Origin of the sequence: Bernardetia aquimarina (genome assembly GCF_042180575.1) — a bacterium.
Lineage (GTDB): Bacteria > Bacteroidota > Bacteroidia > Cytophagales > Bernardetiaceae > Bernardetia.
In genome coordinates, this window is record NZ_CP170094.1 from 2,269,687 (window position 1) to 2,282,392 (window position 12,706).

Below are 12,706 nucleotides of genomic sequence, written 5' to 3' on the forward strand. Positions count from 1 at the left end.
AGCAAGGCAATTCGCTTTTTTCTATTTTTTTGCTGTGTGTAAATTGTCTGACACTTCTGAAATTGTCTGACAATTACAAATCCTGCCGTTGTCGGTGTCCCCACCGACGATAACATTACAAAATTTATCGGCTCTTCCGACTTTTTAGCGATTATATGAATTTGACTATCATTCTCAATCTAAAATTTTGAAAGTTTCTAAACCCATACCCACTCCTTTTGAGGGTCTTAATTTTATTATTAATTCCCTCTACTATTCCGTTAGAATATCTATCTTTGAAGAAATTAATAATATCATTTTTCCAAGAATTAAACGTATTTATAAATCTATTTAGAGCCTTATGATTTATTTTTTGAGCTTCTTCTATCCATTGGTCTAGTAGTTTTTTAGCTTCTTGTTTACTCAAATCAGTATTAAATATATTTTGTAATTCCACTTTCATAAAATACACCTGTCTAAGCGTTGAGCTAAACCTAAACGCTTTAAGTAAAACTCGTCTTTCTTTATAAGTAAGGTCTTTCCATGCCTTGTATAAAAGCCATTTTATTTGCTTGAAATGAACGTTTTTATCATCTTTTCGTCGTAATTCTTTACGAATGCTATCTAGCACTTTATTACAATGCTGAAAAAAATGAAAGCGATCTATTACTACATCAGCGTTAGGAAATACTTCTTTTGCTGTATTTGAAAATCCCTCCCACATATCACAAGAAAATACTTCTATACTAGTACAAAAAACTTCGCCTTTGGATAAAAAATAGGCTTTTAAATACTCTTTATTACGGTATTCTAAAATATCCCAAACTTGACCTGTATCTAAATCTACTAAAACAACAGCATATTCCTTTTTTCCTTTTTTGTAAGCAAATTCATCAATACCTAAACGTCGAGGAAAATAATCTAGGTGTTTTTTTATCTCACGTTTACTATAGGTTTTAAAAATACCATCTAAAACATCCCAAAGTATGTTTTCTCGGATAGCTAAGTAGTTAGACATAATTATCGTAACAATTTTCCTTTATATATAGTAAAATCAATTTTATACTTTTTACTATTGTATTTTTTTAGAATATTTTTTACAGCTTGATGTAAGTCTTCTTTACTCGTGAAATCTTGAGGTCTTAACCACTCTATTTTGATTTTTCTCCATAGTGTTTCTATGGGATTCAAATGTGGACTGTAAGAAGGTAAGTAGAAAATAAGTACTCCTTTCTCTTCCCATTCCTCTATTTTCTCTTCTATTTCTTTAGAAATATGCCAAGGTCCATTATCTAACACTAGAACAGTCGTTTTTTCAATTGTTTCTACAAACTGATCTATACAATCAATGATAACTTTAGAATTAATGTTTTGGGTGCTTACAAAACTGCTTAGTTCTCCACGCAAGTTAAGCAATCCAAATACATTTAAATTACCTCCCTTACTACTTTTAATGCCTACTTGTTCTCCTATTCTACACCAACCATAAGGAACATTGGGTTCTAAATTGAAGGAAGACTCATCACAAAAACGCAAATCTATACAGCCTGCTAAAAATAAAAGAATGAGAAATTCTAAACTACGTTTTTTTTCTTCATATACAACAGGGTCAGGTTTCTTAACAGTTACTTTTCTGAAGCGTTTCCAACACCATTTTTTTTTTAAGCAACCTTTTTAAAGTCTTGACTGACATAGATTTACCCAATTCCTCTTCCAATTGAGAAACAACTACTTTCAAACTTTGAGGACTGGCTTCAACTAGAGATTCTACTTTATTCATTTCTTCTTCATTATCTATACGAAGAATAGGGCGACGACCTTGTCCTTTACTCGTCTCTAATCCTGCTATGCCCTCTTTTTCATACCGATTAAACCAACGAATAACTAATTGGCGAGTAACTTGATAAAAATCCATTATCTCACTAACCTTTTTTCCTTGATGGCTTAAAAGAATGTAATGACAACGAGTACGGAAAGTTGATGATTTACCTTCTTTCCAACCTTGCTCTAAGGAAGATACTTCCTCTATACTCAAACTAATAAAACGTTTTTTTCCTCTCATAAAACAAAGATAAAAAAAATATTTAATAATTTTGTCTAACTACTTACTTCTTTGAAACTGCTATCTTTCAAACATAAATAAAGATATTTTTCCAAACGATGAGTTTGATTTTTTTGCTTAGAAACAAAACTAAAAACTTCTTGAAAGTAACGAGTACAATCTTGACAATGAAATTGACGAGAAGTTAAGTGTAAATAAACCTCTTTGTCTAAAATATTTCGGTCACGAACAATACGTTCTGAAGTAGAAGTCACTTTATTGCACTTTTTCAAGCAATTAGGACAAATAGAATCGGCTAAATTACTTTCTCCATAAATAGTTAAGCGAAGTGGAGAAGATTCTATTTTCGTTACTGAAAAATCTGAAAAACCTAATAAAATTGCTATTGTGTTAGTATCCATAGAAAGGCTAAATTAAGAAATTATCGCTAAATTGTCGGAAGAACCAAATTATCTTCTAGTTTTGATATTTGCAATAGAGTCAATTCTTTCTTGAGCAATCTGAATGGCTACATCTTGAGCGTTTTTGCTTTCAGAAACAGATGTATTGATTACTTCCAAACACATGTCATACAAACGCTCAGTTTTCTGAACAACCCATTCACGAGGAAGTGAAGCAAATTCAGAATACACATTGATTACACCACCTGAATTAATCAAAAAATCTGGAACATAAATGATTCCACGTTCCAAACATGCATTTCCATGAATCGTTTCGTCTTTAAGCTGATTGTTTGCACAACCTGCAATAATTTGACATTTCAAACGGCTCAATGTTTCATCATTTACAGTTGCTCCCAAAGCACAAGGAGAGTAAATATCAACATCTAAATCATAAATTTCTTCTAAACCTACAATTTCTACTTTATATTTCTTTGCAATATCCATCAAACGGTCTTCATAAACATCAGTAACATATATTTTTGCACCTTCTTTTGATAAATGTTCGATGATATATTCGCCTACATGTCCAGCACCTTGAATAGAAACTTTTTTCCCTTCTAAGCTATCACTTCCGTATAGTTTTTTGGCTGCTGCTTTCATTCCCATATACGTTCCAAGAGCTGTAAATGGAGAAGGGTCGCCCGAACCACCACGATTTTCGTCTAAACCAGTTACGTGTTTGGTTTCCATTGCGATATAACTCATATCTACCGTCGTCATTCCTACGTCTTCGGCTGTGATATATTTTCCGTTAAGGCTTTCTACGAATTTACCAAAACGACGCAATAAAGGCTCATTTTTTTGAGTACGTGCATCGCCAATAATAACAGCTTTTCCACCACCTAAATTAAGTCCAGCGATAGAGTTTTTATAAGACATACCACGAGAAAGACGAAGTGCATCAGTTACAGCTTCATTGCTAGTCGCATAATTCCACATTCTAGTTCCACCCAAGGCAGGTCCTAAAACGGTAGAGTGAATACCAATAATTGCACGAAGACCAGAGTGTTCGTCTTGACAAAAAACAAGATTTTCATGTCCCATTTTTTGCATAATTTCCATTACAGAATCATTTGTCGGAGGAGTGAGTGTTTGTACCATAATTTAAGAAGAAAAAGTGTGTGTGTGAGTATTTTTTATTAGAAAAGATTAAGTTTTATTTTTGTTTTTCTAAACCTATACCATTTTTAAAATCTTATAGGTTTAATGACTTATATAGCTGTCTATACAACTACTTTATAAAAGAATTAAATAAGGTCATTTACATTATTTATTCTACTAAACCAAATATAATTTTGAAGTCTGTTTTTTAATAGAATTTTATTTGCAGATCGTTGTTTAGTAACTTCCTATTCACAAAAATATAATAATAATTGAAAAAATCGCTATTTCATTGATAATCAGTTAGTAATAAAATCACTTTCACTAAAAAATCTATTTTGCAAAATCTAGCTAACACAAAATAATAATTTATTAAAAAACAAGATTACATTGTGAATAAATTGTTAAATAAGTCAAAAACGGTAGGAAATTTTTTTTCATTTTTTTCTAAAAAAATTTCATTTTTTTTGTTCTGATTAACCTTTGTGATAAATTTTGCGTTAGTTTGTCTTTATTATCCACTCAAAAACGCTATGAAATACCTTCGGAAATTATTGAATCCATTGAATCCTATTTTACCAGCTTTCCTTTTGCTGATTGCTTTTCTGTGGTTTGGATATTCTGATTTTGTGAAAGAAAAATACACAGAAGAAGAAAAAATGATTTTTAAGGAAGGGATTAAGTTTACTGATGAGCTTTCTGAGCAGTATCATAAAGAGTTTAAAACAACGAAAAGAGAGTTTTACGAAGGAGATGTTTTGATAGAATTTGCTTTACGAAAATCCTATTTAGAAATTTATCAAATAGATAACAGGTTAGATAGTTTGAGAGAGGTGATAGTTTTGAATGAATTAAAAAAAATAACCTTTTCAGAAAAAAAGGAAATTCCAATTACTTCTATCTTTAAAATGTATATAAATGAAGCAAAAAAAATAGTTCCACTCTTAGAAAAACGCTATCAAAACTTTGAACTAGAAAACGGATTAAATAACTCTCAACTCAATCAGCTTTATTTTTCTAGAGATAGTTTGGAAAGTAAATATCATTTGGCTCGTTTTGAAACTCAACTAATGAAAATGTACACTGATGATATTCACTTTATAAGGCAAGAAACTATCACACATAAAATTGAAAAAATTGTTTCTAACTATAAAATGACCGTTCATGTTTCGGAAAGAATAGATAATAATGGCATTCCAGATGGTAAAAGAGCATTGTATCTTTCACTACTAATTCCTTTTGATACAGCAAGCACAAGAATCGTTGCTCCTGAAAATGTAAAAACTTGCTTTAATGAAAAAGGGTTTTTGATAATTCCACCTTCTTTAAGAAACAACGATAAAAAACTTACTGTTAGTGTAACTTCTGAAATGGATACTACTTTGTACACATATAAAAGATAAATCTATGAAACGAATAAAAAAAGTTGTAGCAATATCTTCTTGGCTGATGCTCTGTTTAGTTATAGTATATCAATGTTTTTCAGATTGTTCTTCAAAATCAGAACAAGAGAAAGCTATTATAACTACACATAAGAAAATTAGAAGGCTTACTAAAGAAATACATAATTATAAGCTACAAAAAGCTGATTTTGCTATCTATGAAAGAGGACGTAATCCAAGAGATATAGCAGTATATAATAAAATTGAAAGTGCCTATTCTGACCTTGAAAACCTTTATAAAACAAGTCAAATAAATGTTACTAATCTAAAATCTTCTCTTCCTGATAGTGCTGCTTTTTACATTCATTCAGAAGCTAAAAAACCTGTAAATACAGACTATGAAATCTTGATAGATGTTTATCAAAACAATTTATATCAAAACGCTTACAGATTATTAGATACAGAATATAATAGATTATATTATAGTAGTTGTGGGTTTATTTCTAACAAAGGGTCTATTATAAACGCTAACGATACAACTTTAGGATTTTACTCCTTGAGAAACGTAAACAAATATATTAAGATTCCTAAAACAACGATTGAAATACTAAATCAGAAATATACAGTAAACGGAGAAGGAGTATTATATTTTGACAATGATATTAATAAACCTACAATTTTTCAAGTCAATACACATACAGATAGTGGTATTATAAGTACATGTTATCAGATAAAACAGAAGAAAGGACAAAGATTACAGCCTTTTGATTACAAAGAAATAAAATAAACGAAATTTACGTAGCTGACAGCTTCCAAGCTGTCAGAAAAACTTTACAAATACATTCCGACAGCTTGGAAGCTATCGGCTACATTATGGATTCACTCACACAAATTGTATTAGGAGCAGCTGTTGGCGAACTTATCGCAGGGCGCAAAATAGGAAACCAAGCTATGCTTTGGGGAGCAGTTGCTGGCACAATTCCAGATTTAGATGTTTTGGCAAATCCTTTTTTAGATATTGTACAAGAACTTAGGTGGCATCGTAGTTTGATGCACTCTGTTTTGTTTGCCGTTTTGGTAGCTCCTCTTTTGGGTTGGCTTTTTAATTTTCTAGGCACAAAATATAAACTCAAATTCCTGTCAGAAATGAGTTTTTGGGGGTGGACAAATTTATTCTTTTGGGGAATGATTACCCATTCGTGGTTAGATATTTTTACTACTTGGGGAACGAAAATTTTCTATCCTTTTTCAGAACACGGTTATGCCCTCAAAACAGTTTTTGTAGTTGATTTTTTTTATACTTTTCCTTTTCTGATTTTGCTTCTTTGGGCTAGATTTCTTCCAGCTTTTAAGCAGAAAAAATATAATGAAAAACGTGCTTTTTTGGTTTGGTTTGGCGTGGGAATGTCTTCTTTTTATTTATTAATGGGAGTGATTAATCAGCAACGAGTAAATAGCGTTTTTGAAGAAAATCTAAAAGCTCAAAATATAGATTATCTGCGTTATGATACCAAAACGACACCTCTCAATATTTTACTTTGGAATAATATTGTAGAAACAAAAGACGGTTATTATAGTGGTTATTACTCTGTTTTGGATAACAAAAAAGAGGTAAAATACCATTATTTTGAAAAAAATTGGCATCTCTTAGAACCTATAAAAGACAATCAAAAAGTAAAACAGCTTTTAGAAGTTCCACAAGGATATTATACCGTAGAAACAAGAACAGAAAATGGAAAGAAAATTTATCAAATAAACGACCTTCGTTTCGGACAACTAGACGGCTGGCAAAATGGAGATGGAGATTTTGTTTTTACCTATTTAATTACAGAAGATAAAAATGGAAATTTATCTTTCGAACAAAAAAGAAATAATTATGCAGAAGGGTTTGAGCTTATAATACAGCTTTTTGGGAGAGCTTTGGGGAATTAAAAACCAATTACGGATTACGGAAAATGTCTTTTTTTATTTTATAAGACAAAATTTTATTTCATTATTTCACAATATCATAATTTTTAATCCGTAATTCGTAATTGAATACTATTCTTTAGGAAGAACATTCGAAAACTCAAACGGAGAAATCACTTCTCCTACTGTTGCTTTGTAGGTTTGATTTTCAATTTGTTCGATACGCATAAAAAACGTCATTGTTTCATCAAAATATTCCCAAATAGTGAGTTTGTTTGCACTTGTTTTGGTTGTTAGTTCGTGCCTCCAACCTATTTTTGTATTTTCTCTAAAATAATCTATTTCTTGATAATTAAGTACTGATGGAGGACGAGAGTTTGTCTGAATTTCGTCTTCTAATTCTCTATCAATAGAATGAATATTTACTTTGCGACCCAAAATAGTATGTAATTGAGTTCCTTCATTTCTCATGTACAAATGCAGTGTTTCTTTTTCATTGACTAGACGAAATTCTTTTCCACTATTTCCATTATCCCAATCGTATTGCCATTCTTGGACAGTTTCCCACGTTGTCAAATCAAAATCTACTAAATATCCTGATTTTATATTAATGATACTTAATCGCATTGGGTCAGCATCTGGAGTTTCTAAAATACGAGGTGCAATCGGACGGATTTTAGTAATACTGCGTTTGTCTAAATGAGTAGAATTTTCTTTTCCAGTGTTTTTTTTCTGTAAATCATAAGGCGTTCTGAGCATAAACCGTGAACCTCTTGCTGAAGATGAAATAGAATCTGCTGTCGTCGGATTTTTGAGTCCATAACGATATTTTACAAGTACATGACGAAGTGTTTGGTCTGCTACTTTGTTGTTATGTGCTTCTATCATTGAAGGAATTCTGAACAAATCTATAAACCACCAAATCCCAAAACCACCTGCTGTAAACCAATATAAAAACTGCAAGAGCCATTGATTGAGGTAAGCGTAATGTGTTCCAAAGACAAGCAAATGCAGAATATAGCCTATCGAAGTAGTACGTGCATTTCGGTTGTACTCTTCAAAAAATTCTCGTTGTGCTTCTTGTGGCAGTTCTGAAAGTTGTGCAGTAACAGCATAAGGAAGTTCCCGAGTGAGTGAAGGTGGTAATATCAGATTTCCCATTTACTTTAGTATTGACTTAATCGTTTTTTACTTTTGACTTATCGTATAATTTACTTTTTGTGTTCCTAATTATTCCTTTTGTCTATCTATTTACAACTTACGTAAAAATTAATTAAAGGATTGCAGAAAAACATTGATTTAGGAATATTTAGTGATTGAAGGTAGAAATTTATTTTCACTTTCTCATTCTCTAGTTCCCAATATCTACGTTCTAGTTGCTAATTAAATTTACTCTTTTCTATTATATTTTGTTTTAATTTCAACTCCAGTTTTAGGGCTTTTGGAAGTAATATTCTGTTTTCTATATCTGCATGTAGTTGCAATTCTTCTTCAAAATCCTTTAATTCTGAATACAAAACCTTTATTAAAAGAGGCGTTTTGGTCGTAATTTTATAATTATTTGTCAGTTCTCTGATGCCTTTCATTTCATCGTCGTCTTGTTGATGTTGGCGTAAAAAACGAGAAATAGAGTGTTCTTTCATTGGATAAAACACCTTTGTCATTGGTATTTTTTCATAAAAAGCATTATCCAAAAGAGTAATATAATCGAAGAGCGAATCTTCTTCTTCAAAAATATGATGAATAAAATCTTCTGCAAATAAAGGAAAAGCAATTTTGAGGTCTTCTATAATTGATTTGTACTGAATAGAAAAATCCTTACTATCACAATCAGAAACCAATTTTGACATATAAGGCAAACTGCGACGCATAAAAACACGATGCGAATGTTTTAAATAATCAATGACCAACTCAACTGGATAATGAGAAATATTCTGATTTTTAGTAGAGTTTGAATTATTCTTTTTACAAACTGCTGCTTCTAACTGTTTTATCAATAAGTTAGCATCAATTCCCTTTTCAGCACACGTTTGAGCCAGCGTTTGATGTGTATGATTATAAAAATCTATTCCAAAATAATGCAGTACAGCAGCATAAACATAGTTTTTTGAAACTAAATCGTTTATATTTTCAGCCATATTAAGATGAGAGCTATTTTGGTTTTCATTCATATTTTCCATACACTTTAGTATTTATAACTTAACAGACAAATTTTTCTACACCTACAAAAATATAGATTTTTGAGCAAAACTGAATAATTAGAACTGATTATAACTCAAAGAAAAATAAAATTTACTAAATCTATTTTACTAAAATATGTAAACCCAAGTATAATAAATTAGTTTATTCCTACTAAATAAAAGATAAATACCATGAAGTAAATAAAGAAATAGTAATATTTGGTAGTGTTTATAAAATAGTTGTAAATTGCACATTCATTTAGAAGGAATCTTATTAAAAATTAGTTCCATTATATTAAAAAAATATTGAAAAAGTTTTATGAACAGAAAAATTATCTCTGACATAGCTTTTTATAAAATTATACAGATAAAATATCTCTTATAATTTAGCATTAATTTTTTCATCTGCTCACAAAAAACATTCTCAAGGATTTATTTATTTGATTTTAGTTTATTCTTTTATCAAAAAAATAAGTGGTTTAATTACTCATAAAAAGATAGCAATAAATTTTGTAACCGAACAATCGGTTCTTTACAAATTTAATAAACTAGAATTTCCCTTGTCTGATAAATAAAAATTCTGTTTGAACAAGCTATTTATTTTATGCCTTACATCCCTATTATTTTCTCATGGACTTGAATAATTACTCAAAAGCCTCATTTTATGATATAAAAGAATATCATAAACTATTAAAAATTGTTTCTTTCTTTTTTATTTTATTTACTTTTTTAGCTCAAAAAAATAACGCTACTGCTCAAAATACTCAAAAAGATAAAAATAATCAAAGTGACTTCAAAACTATTACAATTCCGAATTTGCTCATTCTACCTACACAGGCAGAAACAGACAAAGAAACTCAAAAGGTCGCTCAAAAAGATGAAGCTACAAAAAACAAAAAACTAGATTCATTAAAACAAACTTTAGCGATTTCAAAGACAGATTCGATAGATGCTTTTGGCATTTCTAAAAACAATATAGATTCTGCTCTATTTATGTCAGCCTCCAAAAATGGAGAAATTGAAATTGATTCTCTAAAGGGAATGGCTTCAAAAGCATCAAAAAATTCAGATGTTGTAAATAAAAATGCTCCTTCTATTGGTGGAGATAGTTATGATGATGAAAATTTTCGTCCTGCCAATGCTACTCTTTTAAACCTATCTGATACGACAATGCTGCGTCTTAGTACGCTTGGTGGAAGTTGGGGATATTCACTTTTTTTAGATACACTTTCTATTAGTATGAATGCTCGTAAAAGTTTGTTTAGAGAAGATACAACCAATTATGACAACGCAAAGATGAGTAATATCGTCATGATTTCGGAAGAAATTGCGATTGATTGTGTTTGGATTACGATGCGCCAGTATTATAAAATTTGGGATTCGAATTCAGTAAACCCTTACGGAGTTGATGCTTCTAAGTTTAGAGATACTGTTCAGATTGCACTTTATGATTCTGCAAAAAATCAGTATTGGTCGCCACCTATGGCAAGTAATAGAATAAACTCAAATTTTGGTTATCGTCGTTATCGTTGGCATCACGGAACGGATTTAGATTTGGATACAGGCGACCCAATTTATGCTGTTTTTGATGGAATAATTAGAGTAAAAAAATATGGTAGAGGATTCGGAAATCATATTGTCATAAGGCACAACAACGGGCTTGAAACCGTTTATGGACACCTTAGCGCAACCGATGTAGAAGTTGGAGATTATGTAAAAGCTGGTCAGTTAATCGGAAAAGGAGGAAGTACAGGACGAAGTACAGGACCTCACTTGCATTTTGAGATGCGTTATGAAGGAAACTCAATAGATCCAGCAACTATTTTTGACTTCGAAAAAAATCAAATCAAATTAAAAGATTTTGAACTAACGGCTGCCAACTTCAAGCATTTGGGCGCACGAGTAAACAGCACTCATACACACGAAGACGACGGAGATGAAGATGCCGACGGTACAAATAGTGTAAGAAGAGTCGTTTATCACAAAATAAAAAGTGGAGATTCTCTTTGGAAAATTAGTCGTCAATATGGAGTTACTATTTCATCTATCTGCAAACTCAACGGAATTAGTACACGCACAAATTTGAGATTGGGAAGACGTTTGAGAATACGATAAATAGTGATAAGTTATTAATGGTAAGTGATAAGTGAATGAAAATAAGCCTTCAAAAATATATTGTTTTTGAAGGCTTATTTTTTTTAGTTATTCTACTGTTGCTTGTATCCCTACGAGCGACCTATCTAAATAGCAAACTTCTCAATCAATTCATCAATAGACATCATTTCTTGCGAACCTTCAATCATATTTTTGACGGCTAATTGTCCTGTTCTCATTTCATTTTCTCCTACAACTACACAAAAAGGAATATTTCTTTTGTTGGCGTAATCAAATTGCTTTTTGATATTTTTATTTTCTGTATAAACTTCAGTAGCAATATTTCTATCTCTAAGTCTTCTTACCAATGGCAAACTCCAAATTCGTGCAGCTTCATCAAAAGCTAAGAAAATGACTTTGGTAGATTCTGAAATACCTTTTGGAAATAAATCTAACTCTTCCAAGACATCATAAATTCGTTCGATTCCAAACGAAATTCCTACTCCTGAATAGCCTTTTAATCCAAAAATTCCAGTAAGGTCATCATAACGACCACCTCCACCAATGCTTCCCATCTCGGCTTCGTCTGCTTTTATTTCATAAATACAGCCTGTATAATAGCCTAAACCTCGTGCAAGAGTTGGGTCAATTTGCAAATTATTAATAAATGAAATTCCTTGTAAAAACTGTTGAACTTGTTCTAATTCTATAATTCCAGCTTCTCCTGCTGCATTTCCACTAAAGAACAATTTTAGATAATCTAATTTCTCTTGATTGAAAGTTGTGTTTTTGTGCGTCATAAATTCCACAAAATCATGTATTTTCGAAATTGCAGTTTCTGAAAGCTCTCTTTCTGTGAGTTCTTTTGCTACGCCTTCCCAACCAATTTTGTCTAATTTATCAATCGCAACCGTAATATCAGTCATTTTCTCTGAAAAACCAACAACCTCTGAAAGACCTTGCAAAATTTTTCTACTGTTGAGTTTGATAGTAACTTTTAGATTCAATTTTTCAAAAACCTCATCAGCCATTTGTAATAATTCGGCTTCATTAATCAAGGAATCTGAACCCACTACATCGGCATCACATTGATAAAACTCACGATAACGCCCTTTTTGTGGACGGTCAGCACGCCAAACAGGTTGAATTTGAAACCTACGAAAAGGAAAAGTAATTTCGCTTTGGTGCTGAACCACATAACGAGCAAAAGGAACTGTCAAATCATAACGCAAACCTCGTTTACTGACTTTTGTGGTAATTTCTTTATAGTCTAATTCTTCTACTTTTTTTTGATTATCTTTTTTGCGTACATCTTTCAAAAAATCGCCTGAATTAAGCACTCTAAAAAGAAGTTGGTCGCCTTCATCACCATATTTTCCTGTCAAAGAATCTAGGTTTTCCATGGTAGGTGTTTCTAAAGGCAGAAAACCATACTTTATAAATACTTTTTTTATAGAATCAAAAAGCCATTGACGTTTGAGCATTTGTTCGGGCGAAAAATCACGCATTCCCTGTGGAACAGAAGGTTTTTTCATGGTAAAGTTATTTGCATATTTT

General features: G+C 31.3%; 11 protein-coding genes and 1 pseudogene. 4 read left to right on the forward strand and 8 right to left on the reverse strand.

Features of this window, described 5'->3' with window-relative positions; genetic code table 11:
• Nucleotides 1-151: 151 nt before the first annotated feature.
• The 5 genes and pseudogenes from ACE193_RS09585 to ACE193_RS09605 all read right to left on the reverse strand — a co-directional run bounded on the left by ACE193_RS09585 (nucleotide 152) and on the right by ACE193_RS09605 (nucleotide 3,585).
• Nucleotides 152-997, reverse strand: a complete 846-nt coding sequence (locus tag ACE193_RS09585; protein WP_375562761.1) for an ISL3 family transposase — start codon at nucleotides 995-997, stop codon at nucleotides 152-154.
• 2 nt (nucleotides 998-999) lie between these two features.
• Nucleotides 1,000-1,566 (reverse strand): annotated as a pseudogene (locus ACE193_RS09590) (IS630 family transposase); the annotation flags it as partial.
• 31 nt (nucleotides 1,567-1,597) lie between these two features.
• Nucleotides 1,598-2,041, reverse strand: a complete 444-nt coding sequence (locus ACE193_RS09595; RefSeq protein ID WP_375558679.1) for a helix-turn-helix domain-containing protein — start codon at nucleotides 2,039-2,041, stop codon at nucleotides 1,598-1,600.
• A 35-nt stretch (nucleotides 2,042-2,076) separates the two neighbouring features.
• Nucleotides 2,077-2,442, reverse strand: a complete 366-nt coding sequence (locus ACE193_RS09600) for a transposase family protein (protein ID WP_375562762.1) — start codon at nucleotides 2,440-2,442, stop codon at nucleotides 2,077-2,079.
• Between the two features lie 48 nt (nucleotides 2,443-2,490).
• On the reverse strand, nucleotides 2,491-3,585 hold the full coding sequence (locus ACE193_RS09605) for a Glu/Leu/Phe/Val dehydrogenase (RefSeq protein WP_375562763.1): 1,095 nt from the start codon (nucleotides 3,583-3,585) through the stop codon (nucleotides 2,491-2,493).
• A gap of 533 nt (nucleotides 3,586-4,118) precedes the next feature.
• Here ACE193_RS09605 and ACE193_RS09610 point away from each other — a divergent pair.
• The 3 genes from ACE193_RS09610 (at nucleotide 4,119) to ACE193_RS09620 (ending at nucleotide 6,899) form a co-directional block, all read left to right on the forward strand.
• Nucleotides 4,119-4,988, forward strand: coding sequence for a hypothetical protein (locus ACE193_RS09610; protein WP_375562764.1), 870 nt, complete (start codon nucleotides 4,119-4,121; stop codon nucleotides 4,986-4,988).
• A gap of 4 nt (nucleotides 4,989-4,992) precedes the next feature.
• Nucleotides 4,993-5,754 carry a hypothetical protein gene (locus ACE193_RS09615; protein ID WP_375562765.1) on the forward strand — a complete coding sequence of 254 codons (762 nt, stop codon included), beginning with the start codon at nucleotides 4,993-4,995 and terminating at the stop codon, nucleotides 5,752-5,754.
• Nucleotides 5,755-5,840: 86 nt separating this feature from the next.
• A complete protein-coding gene (locus ACE193_RS09620; protein WP_375562766.1) occupies nucleotides 5,841-6,899 on the forward strand; it encodes a metal-dependent hydrolase in 1,059 nt (352 codons plus the stop codon).
• A gap of 108 nt (nucleotides 6,900-7,007) precedes the next feature.
• Here the strand turns inward: ACE193_RS09620 and ACE193_RS09625 are convergent, their stop codons facing one another.
• Together ACE193_RS09625 and ACE193_RS09630 are read right to left on the reverse strand one after the other, a co-directional pair.
• Nucleotides 7,008-8,036, reverse strand: coding sequence for a DUF4178 domain-containing protein (locus ACE193_RS09625; RefSeq protein WP_375562767.1), 1,029 nt, complete (start codon nucleotides 8,034-8,036; stop codon nucleotides 7,008-7,010).
• A gap of 218 nt (nucleotides 8,037-8,254) precedes the next feature.
• Nucleotides 8,255-9,055: a hemerythrin domain-containing protein gene (locus ACE193_RS09630; RefSeq protein WP_375562768.1), complete on the reverse strand. Its 801-nt coding sequence runs from the start codon at nucleotides 9,053-9,055 to the stop codon at nucleotides 8,255-8,257.
• Nucleotides 9,056-9,685: 630 nt separating this feature from the next.
• Here ACE193_RS09630 and ACE193_RS09635 point away from each other — a divergent pair.
• Entirely contained in the window at nucleotides 9,686-11,170 is a 1,485-nt protein-coding gene (locus tag ACE193_RS09635; protein ID WP_375562769.1) for a peptidoglycan DD-metalloendopeptidase family protein, read from the forward strand.
• A gap of 125 nt (nucleotides 11,171-11,295) precedes the next feature.
• Here ACE193_RS09635 and hisS read toward each other — a convergent pair whose 3' ends face one another.
• Nucleotides 11,296-12,684: a histidine--tRNA ligase gene (gene hisS / locus ACE193_RS09640; RefSeq protein ID WP_375562770.1), complete on the reverse strand. Its 1,389-nt coding sequence runs from the start codon at nucleotides 12,682-12,684 to the stop codon at nucleotides 11,296-11,298.
• Nucleotides 12,685-12,706: the final 22 nt, after the last annotated feature.

Excerpts from the sequence above, each read along its gene's own strand:
- ACE193_RS09595 (WP_375558679.1), bottom strand. The coding sequence starts at position 2,041 with ATGAGAGGAAAAAAACGTTTTATTAGTTTGAGTATAGAGGAAGTATCT.
- hisS (WP_375562770.1), bottom strand. The coding sequence starts at position 12,684 with ATGAAAAAACCTTCTGTTCCACAGGGAATGCGTGATTTTTCGCCCGAA.
- ACE193_RS09620 (WP_375562766.1), top strand. The coding sequence starts at position 5,841 with ATGGATTCACTCACACAAATTGTATTAGGAGCAGCTGTTGGCGAACTT.
- ACE193_RS09615 (WP_375562765.1), top strand. The coding sequence starts at position 4,993 with ATGAAACGAATAAAAAAAGTTGTAGCAATATCTTCTTGGCTGATGCTC.
- ACE193_RS09585 (WP_375562761.1), bottom strand. The coding sequence starts at position 997 with ATGTCTAACTACTTAGCTATCCGAGAAAACATACTTTGGGATGTTTTA.
- ACE193_RS09605 (WP_375562763.1), bottom strand. The coding sequence starts at position 3,585 with ATGGTACAAACACTCACTCCTCCGACAAATGATTCTGTAATGGAAATT.
- ACE193_RS09635 (WP_375562769.1), top strand. The coding sequence starts at position 9,686 with ATGGACTTGAATAATTACTCAAAAGCCTCATTTTATGATATAAAAGAA.
- ACE193_RS09625 (WP_375562767.1), bottom strand. The coding sequence starts at position 8,036 with ATGGGAAATCTGATATTACCACCTTCACTCACTCGGGAACTTCCTTAT.
- ACE193_RS09630 (WP_375562768.1), bottom strand. The coding sequence starts at position 9,055 with ATGGAAAATATGAATGAAAACCAAAATAGCTCTCATCTTAATATGGCT.
- ACE193_RS09600 (WP_375562762.1), bottom strand. The coding sequence starts at position 2,442 with ATGGATACTAACACAATAGCAATTTTATTAGGTTTTTCAGATTTTTCA.
- ACE193_RS09610 (WP_375562764.1), top strand. The coding sequence starts at position 4,119 with ATGAAATACCTTCGGAAATTATTGAATCCATTGAATCCTATTTTACCA.